The following is a 16,900-nucleotide window of genomic DNA, read 5'->3' as shown; positions in this document are numbered from 1 at the left end:
GCAAGTTGTGGCCGGGACCAGCGGGTCCCGGCCACAACTGTTTAAGCTCAGTCCTGGTGGAGCTGGATGAAGTTGCCGCAACCGTCGTCGAAGACTGCGCTGACGCCGGAAGGATCCTCAGAGGGCTCGCCTTGGAACTTCACACCGGCGGCAGTCAAACGCTCATACTCGGCCTGAACATCGGGAACGCCAAACGTAATGGCGGCCAGGCCGGACTCATGGAGTGCGTTCATATAGTTGGACGCGATGGGGTTGTCACTGGGCTCCAGCAAAAGCCCCGGCGACGTGCTGTTCTCCGCGCCGGGATCCTTGATGATGAACAGGTTGTACTCGGGCATGGCCATCAGAGTCTCGAAGCCGAGGGTCTCCGTGTAGAAAACGTGGGCTGTTGCGGGGTCCTTGACGTGGATGCTGCACATTTTCAGTCTCATGCTGCCTAGGCTACGCCCCGGGTCCGACAACCTAACCCCTCGCGCCCAGGCAGGCGCTGGCGCATACTGAATTCAAAGCAGCGAAGTCGCCTGGAGGTGGTCCGATGCCCGCCATGATGCTCCTGTGGGGTGTAGCTCTTGTTCTTGCCACCGCAGCAACTACTTACGTCCTGCACAGGAAACTGACCTACGGCCGCGGCCCGGAGCCGGACGGCGTCTTCTGGGACGTGTTCGGTGGCATGGTGGTGATTCTTCCCGCCATTCTCGTCCCTGCCGTGCAATGGTCTCCGGCCGGGCTCATCATGATTTTCGTCGGCATCGCCACCGTGGCAGGAACGCTCCTCAGCGTCCGCAGAGTGGAACGGATCCATGCAGCCGAGCCCCGCCGTCGTGCTGGTTTCCCGGACGACGCAGCCCGCCACGAAAGCATTCTGGAGCAGTGGCGCCAATACGAGCTGGATCCTGCGCGGACCATCGACTTTCCGGCCATGACGGACGTCAGGACTGCCGAAACAGCGGCACTGACGCGGGCCATGCGGGAGGCCGAGTACTGCAAGGTGACAGCCGGGACTGACTATTGTGCCGCCGTCGAGCGTCTCGCCGAGGCCCTCGCCACCGCCGAACGGGCAGCAGGTGTTCCCGCGCTACCCTCGCCGAGGTGACATATACGTCACCTCGACGGAGGTGAGAGCAAAGAGCTACAACACTTTGCCCTTGAAGAACTCCGGACGCAGCCTATACATCACCAGCATGACCACCACGCCGAGCAGGATCACGCCCATTCCCAGCACAAACACCAAGCCAATGCCACCCACGGATGATCCCGAGCCATACTCCGGGTCCATCGAGTCCATGGCCGTCTTGACGAACATAACCAGCAGGATCACCCCGCCCAGCAACGGCGCCAGGAACTTGAAGAAGAACGCCCGCGCACCACGGAAAGCCTCGGCCCGGAAGAACCAGACGCAAGCCAGCGCCGTAATTCCGTAGTAGAAGCAGATCATCATGCCCAGGGCGGTGATGGTGTCCCACAGTGCGTTCTCGGACACTGTCCGCGTGATCACGTAGAACGCCGCGGCAGCGATCGCGGCCGCAATGGTCGCGAAGCTGGGCGACTTGTAGGTGGGGCTGATCTTGCCGAACTTTGGCGAGATGGCGCGGTAATGGCCCATGGCCAGCATGGTGCGTGCCGGGGAAACGAACGTCGACTGCAAGGATGCGGCGGAACTGCTCAGAATGGCCAAAGACATGAGGATCGCAAAAGGACCCATCACAGGACCGGCCAGTACGGCGAAGATGCTGGACTGGTTCTCCGGGTTGCCAGCACCCAATCCGGTCTCGCCAACGCCAGCGAAGGAAAGGGTAGCCAGTGCAATGGTCATGTAGATGATCACGATAACCAGCACAGTGATGGTCGCTGCGCGGCCGGGTGTCTTCTCCGGGTTCTTGGTCTCCTCGTTCATGGTGAGGGTGACGTCCCAGCCCCAGTAAATGAAGATGGAGAGAGACACACCCGCAGCGAACGAGGAGAAGGAATCCACGGCAAACGGGTTGAACCAATCCGGTGAAATGGCGGTGGCGTCGAACGCCGTGCCGTTTGCTACGTGGGCGAACGCCGAGACAGCGAACCAGCCCAGAACCAGCAACTGGAAGGCCACCAGCACGTACTGGACGCCCTTGGTGGTCTCCATACCGCGATACGAAATCCAGCAAGCCAAGGCAATGAACACCAGTGTGGTGGCGATGTTCAGGGGCAGAATCTTGCTGAGCTCCCCCAATGAGGGGTTACTGAATATCTGCGCCAGCATCAGGTAAAAGAAGTCCACGGCCACGGCAGCGAGGTTGGACAGCACGATGATGGTTGCCGCGATCAGCCCCCAGCCACCCATCCAACCGATCCACGGACCAAAGGCGCGCGTTGCCCACGTGAAGGAGGTTCCGGCGTCGGGCATGGCATTGTTCAGTTCGCGGTAGCCAAGCGCCACCAGCAGCATGGGGATGAAGCCCACCAGGAAGATGGCGGGCAGGTGCACGCCCACCTCGGACACGGTGGGGCCCAGGGCCGCTGTGAGCGTATAGGCGGGCGCGATGCAGGAAACACCGATCACGACGGCGCCGATCAGGCCCACCGATCCGGCTTTCAGTCCCTTTTCACTCAGGGATGACGTTTCTTTCGACTGGACCGTCTTTGGTGCAGTTGACATGGGTTTTGCCTCTCAGGCGATTGCTAGGCGCTGTGGCGCGTGTAGTCGCGGGGGACCACAATCATGGGAACGGGCAGGGCACGCAGGATCCGGTTGGCGGTGCTGCCCAGGAAGGTGGCCCGGTGCTGGGCCAGGCGGCTGGAACCGATCAGCAGGATTTCGCCGTCTTCCCAGTCGAGTCGGTCAACGGCTTCTTCGATAGTTCGGCCTTGCGCGACGACGATCTCCGGTTCCGGGACGTCGGCACCCGACGCTTCGGTGGAACTCCCGACGGCGGCAAGACGGTCTGCGGCATGCACCCAGGCGGCGTCAGCCAACCCGGGCGAGTTACCGCCGTCGAGTGCCAACAAGGAGACGAGCCGCAGCGGAAGGCCACGGTCCCGCGCGGACTCAACAGCGACGTCGAGCAGCTCATCAGCGCCGGCGCGCGTTCCGAAGCCGCAGCTCAAGCGCGTGATTGGATCCGTGCGCTGGTAACCGTGGGGCGCCAAAGCCACCGGAACCGGCGATGAGTGGAGCAGCGAACTCGCAACAGAGCCGATCGTGAACCGCTTGAGGAGTCCAGCGTTGCTTGCGCCGATCACCAAGGCCGCAGCGTCCATTTCCACTGCGGCGTCGATCAACGTCTGCGCTTCTGAGTCACCGCGGCGGATGTGGGCGCGGGCTGTGACGTCGGCCGGGACCAACGCGAGGCCTTCGTCCAACCAGCGCTGTGCCTGCTCGTTGAGGATGTCGTTGTAGCCGGCCTCAGGAGGGTAGACGGCGTTGAACGGCGAATCTTCCGGGATCACCAGAACCAGGTCCAGGCTGGCATCGTGGTTCCTGGTCAGCGCCACTGCAAGGTGGACGGCGTCGTGCCCCCTTGCGTTGGCTGTGTAGCCCACTACGTAGCGCATGGTGGTCCCTTTCCTGTGGTGAAGCGGGGTGGTTCGTAAACGGGTGCTGCTTAAACAGTGGAGCCGGCAGGCCGGGAAGTGGTGCTCCCCCGCCTGCCGGTTTGGTACTGATCGCCTTAGGAGACGGGTACAGCGGCCAGCTTGTTGGCTTCGACGATGCGGGCGGCAGTTGCCTGGCCCATGCGGACCGCGCCGTCCACGTGCTGGTAACCCTCAGCTGCGAGGTCGGACGAGGACCAGTAGACCGGTCCGACGTTCGCGTGCTGGTCCTTGCCGTAGCGGTGCAGGCCGCCGAGGTCGTAGCTGGAAGCGTACGCGCCGCGGGTCCATTCTTCGGAGCCCCAGTCGGACTCGTAGTAGACCTCAGGGGTGAGTGCCTTGTCGCCAAGGAATCCGGCGATGGACTCGAGGATGGCCTTCTTGCGGTCTTCGGCGCTGAGCTCGAACACGGCGTCAGCCTTTTCGTCGGACACGAAGCCCACCAAGGTGCCCCGGGCGTCCCCGTGGTTGGTGTTGTCGTAGACCTCCTGAACCAGTGCACCGGCGCTGAAGCCTGTGCCGGAGAGTCCTTCTTCGCGCCAGAACGGCGTGCTGTACACGGCGTGGACCTTGATGACCAAGCCCAGCGACTGGTGCTGGTGCATCTGGTGCTGGCGGCGCGGCAGCGGGGGCTCGAACGACACGCGTGAGTACAGGTTGGGCGGCACGGCCATGATGACGAAGCGCGCGTTTACGGTGGCCTGTTCGGACACCACAGTTACGTTGTTGTCGTCCCACTTGATGGTGCGAACCGGGCTGTTAAGTACGACGTCGTCACCCAGCTCTGCTGCCTGCAGCAGCGAAACCTGCTGCATACCGCCGATGACCCGCTTGTCCAGGATGAAGTCCTCATCCGTGAGGTGACTGAAGGAACCGGCCGAGGCGGCCATGAGGACTGCCTGCAGCGCGGAGAAGGCGTGGGCGGGCTTGGTGAGCATGCCACCGGCGATGAAGAGGCCGATGTTGTTGCAGGCTTCCTCGTCATTGGAGTTCTGGCGGAGCCAGTGGTGGAAGGAGATGGTGTCCAGCTCGCGTGCCTTGGGGTGGGCCCAGGGCTCGGTGGGGCCGATTTCGGCAGCAAGCTCGTCCAGGATGGCTACAAGTTTGTCCATCTCGGCCTTGGTGTTTTCGTTCACCGGGAAGGTGTCACCGGTGTACTGGGTGCGCTTGCCGTCGGCGCCGATGTAGACGGACTCGCCTTCGCGGTAACGTGAGTACATTTTCAGGCCGAGCTCGTCCAGCAGCTCCATGAGGACTGTCTGGTCCGGTGAAACCCACTGGCCGCCGATTTCCAGCATGGCGCCGTCGATCGTGTCGGTCCAAGTGCGGCCGCCCACGCGGTCACGTGCTTCAAGCACTGCGACGCTGAGTCCGGCCTTTTTCAATTCGCGTGCCGCCGTCAGCCCTGACGGTCCGGCGCCGACGATTACAACGTCGCGATCAAGATTCTGCATGATGTCCTCTCCGTGGCCGTCCGTGGTGGCTGACCAATAAATGAATGCCATTCATTTATCTCCATAGTAGCGTTGGAGACGCCCAGTGTGAAGGCCCGATGGAATAATGCTGGGGACACAGGCAGCAGAAAGGCCTCCGATGCCCGCACCAACGCCCGCTCCTTCCGCACTTCCGGCCGGCTCCGTACGCCGCCGCGCCGGTCGGCCGACTGCGGCGATCCTGGACCAGGACGGCATCACGACGGCGGCGCTTGAGTTGATCAGCAGCAAGGGTTACGACGGACTCACCATGGCGGCCCTGGCACGCTCCCTTGGAGTCGCGCCGTCCGCGCTCTACAACCATGTCGCCTCCAAGGATGACGTCCTGCTGCTGGTGGAAGACCACCTCGCTGCAATGGTGGATGTCTCCGCCTTCGGGGTGGAACCCTGGGATGCTGCTGTGCGTCGCTGGGCATGGTCCTACCGTGACGTGTTCTCGGAGCATACGCCGCTGATCCCCGTGATTGCAGTCCTCCCGGTGGCAAATGCGCCGAAAACCCTGGCGATGTACGAGGCCGTGACCGCCGGCTTCCGCGACGCCGGATTCCCGGACGAGAAGATCATCTCCGCGATCGTGGCATTGGAGGCGTTCGTGTTCGGCGCCGCTTACGATGTCACCGCCCCTGAAGACATCTTCGACGCCGGCGGCCTCGCCGAGCAGGTCCCCAACTTCACCGCAGCCGTGGACCGGCTGGCTCTTGAACGGCACGAGAGGCCCACCGACATAGCGTTCAGCTTGGGGCTTGAGGCGCTAATTACGGGGTTCGGGGCGCTGCGGCAAACCGCATCTGACTAACTACTCAGCCGTCCATGGGGCTGACGCGAACGCTGATGACAGATGGATCAGGGAAGTCGTAGACGATGTCGTAAGTGACCGCCAACCCAGTAGACGTACCCGGGCCGAGCCTATGCTTGTACAGTTCCACCGGGCTGCTGGTTCTTTGGACGCTTTTGAGCCAATTTTCCGCGTCGGCGGCGTCCAACCCGTAACGGGAAACCGCGTCACGAATGTCCTTTTCCAGGTCCTCCCGCTTTTCGTGACGATGGTAGAAGGTGACCTCTTTGAAGTCGGCACGCGCAGAGTCAGTTGCGAATTTCAGGCTGTCAGAGCTTCCAGACACGGTTCCTTTGGGACCGGCGATGCTGACCTGAATCTCGCGGCCCTCCTGAGCGAAGATCAGCGGACCCTTTGCAGCATCCGCAGGAAGGCCAACGGACTCCTTTTCGAGTTTCCCTGCAGACATGTCCAACCGTGCTGACCCTTGCGACTTGATACGTTCGGCCCCGTCAGCAGTGAGCGTATCGAACTCCCCGGCAACTGGTGCGGCCCCTTGGCTCCCCGGGCCGGAGACACCCCCTACGCAACCGGCCAGGGCGAGGGACACTGCTAGAGCGCCGATGGTCGCTGCCAGACCCTTCCGGACCCTGCCCGAAACTGCTTCCTTTGTCACGGGATATTCACTCTGCGAATCCTTGCGATCTCTGGCCACTCTTTGTCCTATTTCTCGTACTGACACACAGGGAGTCTACGAGCACAGGGGCGGCAGGTGCCCACTGTGGACGCCACTTCGCGCAATTCATTCACTCTTGTACTACAAGTACTTCACTTGTATCCTAAGTATAGGCAAGGACGCCGTACCCACTAGGAGAACCATGAGCACCGTAGATCTCATTCGCCACGTCAAGTTGTCCACGGCACGTTTGCCCCTCACCGTTCCCATCAGTGACGCCAAAGTTTTCACCGGCAGGCAGAAGCCCATGACCGAAGTGGTGTTCCTCTTTGCCGAGATCACCACTGAACAGGGCCACAGCGGCATCGGCTTCAGTTACTCCAAACGCGCCGGCGGCCCCGCGCAGTACGCCCATGCCAAGGAGGTCGCCGAAGGCATCATCGGCGAGGACCCCAACGACATCGGCAAGATCTACACCAAGCTCCTCTGGGCCGGTGCCTCGGTGGGCCGCTCGGGCGTGGCTACGCAAGCTCTGGCCGCAATAGATATCGCTCTCTACGACCTGAAGGCCAAGCGCGCCGGGCTCCCCTTGGCCAAGCTGCTGGGCTCGTACCGCGATTCCGTCCAGACCTACAACACGTCCGGCGGCTTCCTCAACGCCACCTTGGATGAGGTCAAGGAACGCGCCACCCGATCCATCGAGGACGGCATTGGCGGCATCAAGATCAAGGTCGGACTGCCGGACTCAAAGGAAGACCTCCGTCGCGTCGCCGGTGTTCGCGAGCACATCGGCTGGGACGTGCCGCTCATGGTGGACGCCAATCAGCAATGGGACCGCGCTACAGCGCTGCGAATGGGACGCCAGTTCGAGGAATTCAACCTGATCTGGATCGAAGAGCCGTTGGACGCCTATGACTTCGAAGGGCATGCGCATCTGGCCCAGGCCCTGGACACGCCCATCGCCACGGGTGAAATGTTGGCGTCCGTAGCGGAACACAAGGGCCTCATCAACGCCAACGGCTGCGACATCATCCAGCCGGACGCCCCGCGCGTAGGCGGCATCACCCAGTTCCTGCGCCTCGCGGCGTTGGCGGACGAACGAGGCCTTGGTCTGGCGCCGCACTTTGCCATGGAAATCCACCTACATCTGGCCGCTGCCTACCCGCGTGAGCCTTGGGTGGAGCACTTCGACTGGCTGGACCCGCTGTTCGAGGATCGCCTGGAAACCAAGAATGGGCGCATGATCGTTCCGGACCGTCCCGGACTTGGCGTCACCCTGAGCGATCAGGCCCGCGCTTGGACCACCGAATCCGTGGAATTCGGCGCGTAACCTTGAACCCATGAGCCGAAACCTGACCGCGGATCTCGCCGCCGATCTTCGCAACCGAATCGTGGACGGCGTCATCCAGCCAGGTGAGAAGCTCCCCAGCGAAAACACCCTCATCGGCGAGTTCGGGGTGAGCCGGACCGTGGTGCGCTCCGCACTCACTCGCTTGCAGGCTGAGGGACTTGTGGAAACCGAACGTGGGCGGGGCAGCTTCGCACTGACCCCGCCCGCCGACGGACCCACTCCTGCGCCGGGAACGCGGGCCGTTGCCAGCATGGAAGAGCGGCTGCAGATGCTCGACTTCCGGATCGGCGTCGAGACCGAAGCCGCTGCTTTGGCCGCGAACAACCACACGGAGCGGCAGCTAAAGGCGGTGCACGGCGCTTTGGAGCAGTTCACCGCAAGCTCAGGCCACCCGGCGCACTCCATGAAGGCTGATTTCGAGTTCCACCGCGCAGTTGCCGCCGCCACGGGCAACCCCTTTTATACGGACTGCATCTCAGCGCTTGGTCAAACCATGATCACTATGCCCCGCCCGCGCCTCGTTTCAGGCGATGAGCAGGATACCCGCAGCCGCTTCGAACAAGTGGTCCACGAGCACTCCTCTATATACGCAGCAATTTCGGAGGGCGACCCCGTGGCTGCCGCAGCTGCCATGCGCCTGCACCTGAGCAATTCACGACGCCGGTTCACGGGTTCCGCGCGCAGCTGACGGTCGCGCGTTGGGTGCCTGAGATCGCGCTTCCCGGACCCCCGACAAATCCCGCTCTTGTACGAATCCCCCGCCGCACAACGCCGAGGAGACCAGACAAGGGCGGGTTTGGAGGGCGGGGTCGGCTGGAGCCGGGAGCTGGAGCCGGGATCGGACAAAACAAAAGAGCCCCGGTCCTAAGACCGGGGCTCTTTCAATTGCGTGCGCGAGGGGGGATTTGAACCCCCACACCCTTTCGGATACTGGCACCTGAAGCCAGCGCGTCTGCCGTTCCGCCACTCGCGCGCAACTTCTTTTTCCGGACTTAGGCTGGTCTCCCAGCTTTGTTTCCTTCAAAAGCAGCGAGATCAAGCATAACGGACATCCGGAGCAAAACACCAATCGACCGGCGGGAGGGGCCCTCAAGCAGGCAAGGAGTACCCCATCATCAGCTGTACCTGACGAATATTTCATCCCCCGCCTCCCGCGCCAGCATGGGCCGGGAACGAACTTTTCCGGGTGACAAGGCGTTGTGGATTAAGGCCATTCCCAGTCAGTCCCAGTAGTATCGGGAAGTGGAAGGGCCGTCAGGCGCGTACTTCGCTGTGTGCGCGGACGGTGCAATGGACGGACTATCGGACCAGGCACAATGGGTGCCGCGGCAAGGAAAGGAGAAGGACCATGGGTTTGCTGGACAAAGTCGAGCGCGGCATTGAAAAGGCCGTCCGTAACGTCTTCTCCACGGGGTCGCGGGCACGTGTTGAGCCAGTGGAGATTGCAAGCAAGCTGAGGCGCGAGTTGGACAACAAGTCCATCACCATCGCTGCCGGGCGGACGCTGGCTCCGAATGTCTTCGATGTCCTGCTCAGTGATGAGGACTTTTCCCGGGCCCAGGAATGGGGCACCCCGCTTGCAGAGGAACTGTGCGACGTCGTTATCCAGCACGTCCGCAGCCAGGGCTATACGCTCCAAGGCGCTGTCCGCATTTCCTTCCGACGCAACGACGAAGAACGTGCAGGACATTTCGAGATCACTTCCCGGACGGAGAAATCGTCCGATGACGCTTCTCCCGCCCCACAGGCTCCTCGATCCAACGTTCCGGCCGCGCCGGCACGGCAACCCACCCGCCTCCAGCCCGTGCTGGATATTGGTGGCCAGCGGTATTCCCTCAATGCCCGGTCTGTGGTGCTGGGCCGCTCCTCGGAAGCCGACATCCTGGTGGATGACACCGGCGTCTCACGGAAGCACCTTGAGGTCCGCACTGAAAGTGGCAGCACGTGGGCCGTTGATCTCGGCTCCACCAACGGCAGTTACGTTAATGGACATAAAGTGAACGGCAGCGTGGAGCTCACAGACGGCTCAACCATCACGATGGGACGTACCAAGATCATTTTCCGCCTCCTCCCCCAAACCCCGGGTGGCCACGCGTGAACGACATCAGCGAACTGACCATTACAGCGCTTCGCTTCGGGTTCCTTCTTTTGTTGTGGGTCCTGATTTTCAGCATCGTCACCACCATGCGCCGCGACTTCCAGATTGGCCGTAAGGCTGTCACTGGCGTTCCCACAGCGCGCGAAGTCCGCAAGCATCCGGAACTTGCGGCCTCACCACCGCCGGCAATCCAGCATGCACGCACACTTGTAGTTACTGAGGGCCCGCTCAAGGGCACCACGGTCCCCCTGGCCGCAAGCCCCATCCTGCTCGGACGCGCGCAGGAAGCCACGCTCGTCCTGGAGGATGACTACGCTTCCGGCCGGCATGCACGTCTGTTCCCGCAGGGCAGCCGCTGGTTCATCGAGGACCTGGGCTCTACCAACGGCACCTACCTGGCCGATCAACAGCTCACCCGCGCATTGCCGGTTGAGCTTGGCGTCCCCGTGAGAATCGGCAAGACGGTCATTGAATTGAGGCCGTAGTCCATGGCCTCCCCCGAAGCCCCCAAAGGTCAGGAAAAGCCTGCGGAGCGCCCGCTCATCATGCGCTACGCGGCGCGTTCCGACGTCGGACGGATCCGCTCCAAGAATGACGACTCCGCATATGTGGGCCGTCATCTTGCTGTGGTGGCCGACGGCATGGGCGGTCACGCCGGCGGCGATGTCGCCTCCGCGTCAACGGTTCTGGACATGATCCACCTTGATCATGACGACTATCCGGAGGGTGCAGACACGGTCCTGGCGGATGAGATCCAGACCGCCAATTCCCTTCTTTCCGAGCTTGTGCACCAGAATCCCAAACTTTCGGGCATGGGCACCACCGTTACGGCCCTGCTTTTGGAGGGCCGCAAGCTCCACTTCGCCCACATTGGCGACTCCCGCGCTTACCGGTTGCGCAACAAGGAATTCGAGCAAGTCAGCATTGACCACACGTTCGTGCAGCGGCTCATTGACGAAGGCAGGCTCCGCCCGGAGGAAGCAGAAACGCATCCTCACAAGAACGTCTTGATGCGAGTCCTCGGCGACGTCGACGCCAGCCCTGAGCTGGATCTGGACGTCTTGGATGTTGAACCGGGTGAACGCTGGCTACTCTGCTCCGACGGCCTCAATTACGTAGCCGGCCACGTCGTGGAGCGCATGGTCCGCGAAACCAAGGACCTGCGCGAATGCGCTGAGATCCTTGTGGACTTGACGCTTCAAGCCGGCGCCCCGGATAACGTCACCGTGGTGATGTTGGAGATTGCGGAGCAGACCGACGACGACGTCAACACCGCCGCCGTCGACGTCGTTCCGGCAGCGGCGCTTGCCGCGGTTGACGAGCCCGAGGCAGTCACGGCCACCAAGTCCCCCGATGACCTGTCTGCAGACAAGGTGGCAGAGGACAGCAAAACTGAGCCCCAGGCCAAACCCGCGCGGCAGGCCGATGCTGGGTCGTCGTTCAGCGCCGGGGATCCTGACCGCGAACAAGACGACGCCGACGATGCGTCCTCGGGCGAGTCCACAGAACCTCCCGCCACCACCGACCCCCACCTCGGTGAGCATTTGTCGGCGGAAGTGCTGCGCGAAGAATTGGCCAGCCGGCCTCATGAACTTGTTGGCGCTGCAGCAACTGCTGCCGAGACAGGCTCCATTCCTACCGTCGCCGGCCGGACTGTGGCACGAAGGGCAGCTACTGTCCTCACACATAAGGCTGAGCAAGACCGTGTTGAGGTCGAAGAGCCGCCTCGTCGCCGGGTGCGCTGGTTGATGCCTGCCGTCGCAGCCGTTGTTGTTTTGGGCGTTGTGGTGGGCCTCTGGCTTGGCTATGCCTGGACCCAGACACGCTACTACGTGGGCGAATACGATCAGCGTGTTGCTATTTTCAATGGGATCTCGCAGAGGCTCGGCCCCATTCAGCTTTCCCGCCTGGAAGCCGTCACCGATATCAGGGTGGATTCATTGCCGGAATACGGCCAACAGAGCGTACGCCAGACAGTACCGGCGGGCGATCTCGACGGTGCACAGAGCATCGTGGAGAACCTGCGGAACACTGGAAGCGCCTCGGCGAACTGCCCGAGCCCCGCGCCAACGGCCAGCACCACAGCTACGCCATCAGGAGCGGCATCCACTACGCCGGCGCCTACTGCCACTGTGCCTATTCCAAGTACGGCTGCTGTTGCGAGCCCTACTCCTTCGCCCGTCCCGACTCCCTGTGAGGCGGCCAAATAATGCAGACTGAGATAGCCCCCAAACCCCGCCGGAACGTCGAACTGGTGCTCATTGTCCTTGCCCTTGCCGTGGGCATCGGGGCCAGCGCGTTGGTGAGTCTCAACTCGGAAGTCGGCCTGGATAGCGACTTCTGGTTCCAGTCCAGCCTCCTCGCGGTTGCAGCCTTCGCATTCCACGTTGTTCTAAGGCTTCGCGCAAAGTATGCAGACCCGGTAATACTTCCGATCGTTGTTGCGCTCAATGGGCTCGGCCTTGCGTTGATTCATCGGATGGACGGGCCCGGGGACGATACGGGCAACAACCAGCTCCGTTGGACTCTCATTGCCATGGCAGTTTCCATTGCCGTGATCTGGTTCCTCAAGGATCACCGGATCCTGCGCCGCTTCACGTACATCTCGTTGGCGGTCAGTGCTTTCCTGCTACTCCTTCCATTGATTCCCGGCATCTCCGCAGGCGAGATCCTTGGTGCGCGGGTTTGGATCCGTGTGGGACCCATGACATTCCAACCCGGTGAAATCGCCAAGATCACTCTTGCCATATTCTTCGCGGGGTACCTGTCCTCCAACCGGGATCTCATTCTGTTGGCGGGCCGGAAGATCGGCCCCATGCAGTTTCCGCGGTTCAAGGACCTCGGCCCCATGATCACCGCCTGGCTGGTGAGCATTGGTGTGCTCGTGTTCCAGAGGGACCTCGGATCCTCCATCCTGTTCTTCGGGCTGTTCATCGTGATGATTTATGTGGCCACCAGCCGGATCTCGTGGGTGGTCATCGGCCTGCTGCTGATTCTGGGCGGCGGCTTCATCGCCTCCCAGATCTTCTCCCACGTCGCTTTCCGCATCGATAGCTGGATCAATGCCTTTACGCCGGAGGTCTTCGGCAGGTCTCCCGGAGGTAGCGGGCAGATCGTGGAGGGCTTGTTCGGCATGGCCGACGGCGGCCTGGTAGGTACTGGCCTTGGCCAAGGCCGGCCGGACCTGGTGCCCTTCGCCAACAGCGACATGATTGTGGCCCTCATCGGTGAGGAGCTGGGCCTGATTGGCCTCTTCGCCGTGGTCATGCTTTACCTGCTGCTCTTCACCCGCGGATTCCGCGCAGCCTTGGGCACCCGGGATGCTTTCGGCAAGCTCCTTGCATGTGGCCTGTCCTTTGCCATTGCCCTCCAGTGCTTCGTAGTGATCGGTGGAGTTACCCGGCTCATTCCCCTGACCGGTCTCACCACTCCGTTCCTCGCAGCCGGTGGTTCTTCCCTTCTGGCCAACTGGATAATCGTTGGCCTGCTGCTCATGATCTCCAATACGGCCCGCGGTCCGGTAGACACCACTCCCATGGTCAACAAACCCCCGGCAAGCAGCAGCACTCCGGGCACACGTAAACCCATCACAGGACAGACACCCAGCGCACCAACAGAGGCGGTGAAGCAACAATGAACCAGGCTATTCGCAGTAGCTGGATGGCGGCCGTCGCCATGTTCGCGTTGATCTTCGGCGCCATCAGCTATGTTCAAGTCATTGGTGCTGATGACCTCAATGCCAACCCATGGAACCAGCGCGCAGTTTTGGCATCCTTCTGCAACGAACGCGGCTCCATCATTGTGGGCGGGAAGCCGGTGGCTGAATCGGTTCCCGGGACTGAGTCCTGCGCCTTCCAGCGCCAGTACAACCAGCCGGAGCTGTATGCCGGCATCACCGGATACTTCTCCAAGTTCTTTGGTTCCACCGGTCTGGAACAGTCCATGGGGGAAACCCTGGCGGGCAACTCCGATCAGCTGTTCCTGGATCGTATGAGTCAGATGTTCCTTGGCAAGGAGCCCAAGGGGGCATCCGTGGAGTTGACCTTGGATCCTGCCCTCCAGCAGCTGGCTATGGATCTCATTCCTGAAGGTCAGCGCGGTTCCATTGTGGTCACCAACCCCAAGACCGGTGCCATTCTGGCTATGGCTTCCAAGCCGACGTACGATCCCAACTTGATTGCCACCCATGACCGGACCACGGCGGATGCCAATTACGCACAGCTGAACCAGATTCCCGGCATCAACTTGAACCAGAACGTCAGCGGCCCCACGGGTAACCTGCTCTCGCCCGGATCGGTTTTCAAGCTCATTGATACTGCGGCTGCGCTGAATTCCGGCAAATACAATAAGGACAGCGAGCTGCCGAATCCCAGCAGCCTTCCGTTGCCAGGCAGCAGTGCCAGCCTGCCCAACTACGCAGGCGGTAATTGCAACGTCCGCGAAACGGCGTCGTTCGTCTTCGCTTTGGAGCAGTCCTGCAATACCCCGTTCGCGAGCATTGCCCTTGATCTCGGTCAAGACGCAATCCGGGACCAGGCGGAGAAGTTCGGCTTCGGACAGGACTTCGGCGATCAGCTCAAGCTTCAGCAGGCCGTCAGTGTCTTCCCTGAGGACCTGGACCAGGCTCAGTTGGCCCAGTCATCGGTGGGTCAGCGCGACGTCAAAGCCACACCGCTCCAGATCAACATGATGACGGCGGCCATCGCCAACGGCGGAGTGCAGATGAAGCCGAACCTGGTTGAGGCCATCCGCGCGCCTGATCTGCGCGTCATCAACGAACCCAAGCCCGAGGCGCTACGCACCAGCACCACGCAGCCCATCGCGAGTCAGATCACTGAGTGGATGACCAGTGCCGTGGACAACGGCATTGCCAAGGGTGCAGCCGTTCCCGGCGTCAAGGTGGCCGGCAAGACCGGCACCGCCGAGCTCGGCGATTCAGGTTTGAACAATTCATGGTTTACCGGGTTCGCCCCGTCAAACGACCCGCAAGTAGCCGTCACCATTGTCATGGAGAGTGTCGACGTGCTAACCGGGGCCCAGCTAACCAGTCCGAACGCAAAGAAGATTTTTGAGGCGGTGTTGAATAAGTGAGGCCTACTTCGGGAATCACACTCGGCGGCAGGTTCCAGCTGACCAGTCGCATTGCGATTGGCGGCATGGGCGAGGTCTGGAAGGCCAAGGACCAAATCCTTGGCCGGATCGTTGCCATCAAGGTGCTCAAGGAGGAATACACGGGTGACCCCGGTTTCCTCCAGCGCTTCCGTGCCGAGGCGCGTCACACCGCCCTCCTCAACCACGTGGGCATCGCCAACGTGTTCGATTACGGCGAGGAAGCCGGTTCGGCCTACCTGGTCATGGAGCTCGTGCCCGGACACCCGCTGAGCGGCATCCTTGAGCGCGAGCAGGTGCTGTCTCCGGACATGACTCTCTCCATCATCTCCCAGACGGCACGCGCCCTGGCAGTTGCCCACGCGCAGGGTCTGGTCCACCGCGACATCAAGCCGGGAAACCTGCTGATTACGCCGGACAACCGCGTCAAGGTCACCGACTTCGGCATCGCCCGGTTGGCGGATCAGGTTCCGCTCACGCAGACCGGCCAGGTCATGGGCACCGCCCAGTACTTGGCCCCGGAACAGGCAACCGGCCAGACGGCAACGGGATCCTCGGACATCTATTCCCTGGGCGTCATCGGCTACGAGTGCCTTACCGGGCACCGTCCGTTCTCCGGCGAATCGCAGATTGCCATTGCCCTCGCCCAGGTCAATGATGCGCCACCGCCCCTTCCGGAGACGCTGCCCACCCCCGTGCGCGCTCTGCTGATGTCCATGCTTGCCAAGGATCCCAAGAACCGCCCGGCCAACGCCATCAAGCTGGCCGAAGCCGCGGAGGCCATCCGCAACGGCGACATCGCCACGGCGCACGCCGCTGTACCCGGCATGCTGTTGTTCGAATCCACTACCGGACCCATCACGGCACCGGTGGACACCGCAACGGCGCCCACCGGCGTCGTCACCTCGCCTTACGGCAAGGAGCAGTCGACGACGGCGACCTCCGCACTTCCGGTGCTGGGCGCCGGCGCCGCAGGAGCTGCTCTTGGAGCCGCAGCCGCGTCTTCTGACAACCCCCTGACCCGCGCGAATGCCCTGGAGGCGGAACGGCAGCTCGGTGACGACGAAGGAGTGGTATACACCGAAGAAGATAACTTTGACGATGCCGAGCCGGAGCGCAAGAAGCGCAGCCCGTGGACCTGGCCCCTTGTTGCCCTGATTCTTCTGGTCCTGTTTGCCTTGGTTGGTTTCCTGATCTCCCAGTCCGGATTCTTCTCGCCAAGCCCCGCGCCTAGCGAGTCCACCACCACGAGCACCAGCCGGAGCGCCAGTCCCACCTCCACCTCGGCTACACCTACGCCCAGGCCTACGGAGACCTCTGAAGCGCCACAGCCCACGCAGTCGGTGCCACAAAAGATCAACGTCATCCCGGAGCAGTACCAGGGCCAACCTTTCGAGACGGTCAGCGGGCAGCTTCGCGCTTTGGGTCTTGGAGTGAATGGTCAGGAAGTCTTCGATGACACAGCTCCCGTAGGAATCGTGATTAGTCTCAACCCCACCGGTCCTGTGGAGCCGGGACAAACCATCACCGTGACCTACTCCAAGGGTCCTGAATTGGTGGCCGTACCCACCATCGGACCTGGAGTAGACGAAGCCCGGGTTCGGCAGGCCATTGAGGGAGCCGGACTGCAGTGGGTGGCAGGAGAACCCGTCAACGGGGCGATCGGTCAGGAGCCCGGAACGTTCGTCCGTTCCTCACCTGCGGCCGGTACCCAGGTTGCAGCGGGCTCAACGGTCACGTACTACCTGTCCAAGGCTCTGGTGCCCACCGAGCCTGAGACGCCCACTTCCACGCCCAGCGGCTCCGGCAGCCCGAGAAGTTAAGTAAG

At 62.2% G+C, this 16,900-nt stretch carries 15 protein-coding genes and 1 tRNA gene; 10 read left to right on the top strand and 6 right to left on the bottom strand.

The features are described from left to right. Positions 1-47: 47 nt before the first annotated feature. Positions 48-431 carry a VOC family protein gene (locus J7I86_RS14475; RefSeq protein ID WP_214820901.1) on the bottom strand — a complete coding sequence of 128 codons (384 nt, stop codon included), beginning with the start codon at positions 429-431 and terminating at the stop codon, positions 48-50. A gap of 104 nt (positions 432-535) precedes the next feature. On the opposite strand from J7I86_RS14475, the gene J7I86_RS14470 reads away from it, so the two are divergent. Then, entirely contained in the window at positions 536-1,093 is a 558-nt protein-coding gene (locus tag J7I86_RS14470; protein ID WP_214820899.1) for a hypothetical protein, read from the top strand. A gap of 36 nt (positions 1,094-1,129) precedes the next feature. Here the strand turns inward: J7I86_RS14470 and J7I86_RS14465 are convergent, their stop codons facing one another. The 3 genes from J7I86_RS14465 to J7I86_RS14455 form a co-directional block, all read right to left on the bottom strand. Next, positions 1,130-2,635 carry an APC family permease gene (locus J7I86_RS14465; RefSeq protein ID WP_214820897.1) on the bottom strand — a complete coding sequence of 502 codons (1,506 nt, stop codon included), beginning with the start codon at positions 2,633-2,635 and terminating at the stop codon, positions 1,130-1,132. 23 nt (positions 2,636-2,658) lie between these two features. Continuing rightward, positions 2,659-3,531 (bottom strand): universal stress protein, encoded by an 873-nt coding sequence (locus tag J7I86_RS14460; RefSeq protein WP_214820895.1) that lies wholly within the window; start codon positions 3,529-3,531, stop codon positions 2,659-2,661. Positions 3,532-3,647: 116 nt separating this feature from the next. Continuing rightward, positions 3,648-5,075, bottom strand: coding sequence for an NAD(P)/FAD-dependent oxidoreductase (locus J7I86_RS14455; RefSeq protein ID WP_214820893.1), 1,428 nt, complete (start codon positions 5,073-5,075; stop codon positions 3,648-3,650). 55 nt (positions 5,076-5,130) lie between these two features. On the opposite strand from J7I86_RS14455, the gene J7I86_RS14450 reads away from it, so the two are divergent. Then, positions 5,131-5,859 carry a TetR/AcrR family transcriptional regulator gene (locus J7I86_RS14450; RefSeq protein WP_214820891.1) on the top strand — a complete coding sequence of 243 codons (729 nt, stop codon included), beginning with the start codon at positions 5,131-5,133 and terminating at the stop codon, positions 5,857-5,859. A gap of 4 nt (positions 5,860-5,863) precedes the next feature. On the opposite strand, the gene J7I86_RS14445 is transcribed toward J7I86_RS14450, so the two are convergent. Then, positions 5,864-6,514 carry a hypothetical protein gene (locus J7I86_RS14445; protein ID WP_214820889.1) on the bottom strand — a complete coding sequence of 217 codons (651 nt, stop codon included), beginning with the start codon at positions 6,512-6,514 and terminating at the stop codon, positions 5,864-5,866. A gap of 202 nt (positions 6,515-6,716) precedes the next feature. On the opposite strand from J7I86_RS14445, the gene J7I86_RS14440 reads away from it, so the two are divergent. Together J7I86_RS14440 and J7I86_RS14435 are read left to right on the top strand one after the other, a co-directional pair. Then, the gene (locus J7I86_RS14440) at positions 6,717-7,844 is read left to right on the top strand and encodes an L-talarate/galactarate dehydratase (RefSeq protein ID WP_214820887.1); all 1,128 of its coding nucleotides are present in this window, start codon (positions 6,717-6,719) and stop codon (positions 7,842-7,844) included. Between the two features lie 10 nt (positions 7,845-7,854). Then, on the top strand, positions 7,855-8,553 hold the full coding sequence (locus J7I86_RS14435) for a FadR/GntR family transcriptional regulator (protein WP_214820885.1): 699 nt from the start codon (positions 7,855-7,857) through the stop codon (positions 8,551-8,553). Between the two features lie 202 nt (positions 8,554-8,755). Here the strand turns inward: J7I86_RS14435 and J7I86_RS14430 are convergent. Continuing rightward, positions 8,756-8,838, bottom strand: a tRNA-Leu gene (locus J7I86_RS14430). 375 nt (positions 8,839-9,213) lie between these two features. Here J7I86_RS14430 and J7I86_RS14425 point away from each other — a divergent pair. The 6 genes from J7I86_RS14425 to J7I86_RS14400 are packed head-to-tail and all read left to right on the top strand — an operon-like array spanning position 9,214 to position 16,895. Next, the gene (locus J7I86_RS14425; protein ID WP_214820883.1) at positions 9,214-9,963 is read left to right on the top strand and encodes a DUF3662 and FHA domain-containing protein; all 750 of its coding nucleotides are present in this window, start codon (positions 9,214-9,216) and stop codon (positions 9,961-9,963) included. Between the two features lie 5 nt (positions 9,964-9,968). After that, positions 9,969-10,448, top strand: coding sequence for an FHA domain-containing protein (locus J7I86_RS14420; RefSeq protein WP_024818875.1), 480 nt, complete (start codon positions 9,969-9,971; stop codon positions 10,446-10,448). A 3-nt stretch (positions 10,449-10,451) separates the two neighbouring features. After that, positions 10,452-12,173, top strand: coding sequence for a PP2C family serine/threonine-protein phosphatase (locus J7I86_RS14415; RefSeq protein ID WP_214820881.1), 1,722 nt, complete (start codon positions 10,452-10,454; stop codon positions 12,171-12,173). Further along, the gene (locus J7I86_RS14410) at positions 12,170-13,600 is read left to right on the top strand and encodes an FtsW/RodA/SpoVE family cell cycle protein (RefSeq protein WP_396019884.1); all 1,431 of its coding nucleotides are present in this window, start codon (positions 12,170-12,172) and stop codon (positions 13,598-13,600) included. Before J7I86_RS14415 ends, J7I86_RS14410 begins: the two co-directional genes overlap by 4 nt. Then, a complete protein-coding gene (locus J7I86_RS14405; RefSeq protein ID WP_214820877.1) occupies positions 13,597-15,054 on the top strand; it encodes a penicillin-binding transpeptidase domain-containing protein in 1,458 nt (485 codons plus the stop codon). The genes J7I86_RS14410 and J7I86_RS14405 overlap by 4 nt, the downstream gene beginning before the upstream one ends. Next, positions 15,051-16,895 carry a protein kinase domain-containing protein gene (locus tag J7I86_RS14400; protein ID WP_214820875.1) on the top strand — a complete coding sequence of 615 codons (1,845 nt, stop codon included), beginning with the start codon at positions 15,051-15,053 and terminating at the stop codon, positions 16,893-16,895. The genes J7I86_RS14405 and J7I86_RS14400 overlap by 4 nt, the downstream gene beginning before the upstream one ends. Positions 16,896-16,900: the final 5 nt, after the last annotated feature.

It is taken from the genome of Arthrobacter sp. ISL-95 (assembly GCF_018613695.1).
Taxonomy (GTDB): Bacteria; Actinomycetota; Actinomycetes; order Actinomycetales; family Micrococcaceae; genus Arthrobacter.
This window is presented reverse-complemented; position numbering and strand designations above follow the sequence as displayed.

Coding starts and splice junctions, on each gene's coding strand:
- J7I86_RS14460 (WP_214820895.1), bottom strand. CDS start 3,531: ATGCGCTACGTAGTGGGCTACACAGCCAACGCAAGGGGGCACGACGCC.
- J7I86_RS14470 (WP_214820899.1), top strand. CDS start 536: ATGCCCGCCATGATGCTCCTGTGGGGTGTAGCTCTTGTTCTTGCCACC.
- J7I86_RS14415 (WP_214820881.1), top strand. CDS start 10,452: ATGGCCTCCCCCGAAGCCCCCAAAGGTCAGGAAAAGCCTGCGGAGCGC.
- J7I86_RS14475 (WP_214820901.1), bottom strand. CDS start 431: ATGAGACTGAAAATGTGCAGCATCCACGTCAAGGACCCCGCAACAGCC.
- J7I86_RS14405 (WP_214820877.1), top strand. CDS start 13,597: ATGAACCAGGCTATTCGCAGTAGCTGGATGGCGGCCGTCGCCATGTTC.
- J7I86_RS14440 (WP_214820887.1), top strand. CDS start 6,717: ATGAGCACCGTAGATCTCATTCGCCACGTCAAGTTGTCCACGGCACGT.
- J7I86_RS14425 (WP_214820883.1), top strand. CDS start 9,214: ATGGGTTTGCTGGACAAAGTCGAGCGCGGCATTGAAAAGGCCGTCCGT.
- J7I86_RS14435 (WP_214820885.1), top strand. CDS start 7,855: ATGAGCCGAAACCTGACCGCGGATCTCGCCGCCGATCTTCGCAACCGA.
- J7I86_RS14465 (WP_214820897.1), bottom strand. CDS start 2,635: ATGTCAACTGCACCAAAGACGGTCCAGTCGAAAGAAACGTCATCCCTG.
- J7I86_RS14455 (WP_214820893.1), bottom strand. CDS start 5,075: ATGGCATTCATTTATTGGTCAGCCACCACGGACGGCCACGGAGAGGAC.
- J7I86_RS14450 (WP_214820891.1), top strand. CDS start 5,131: ATGCTGGGGACACAGGCAGCAGAAAGGCCTCCGATGCCCGCACCAACG.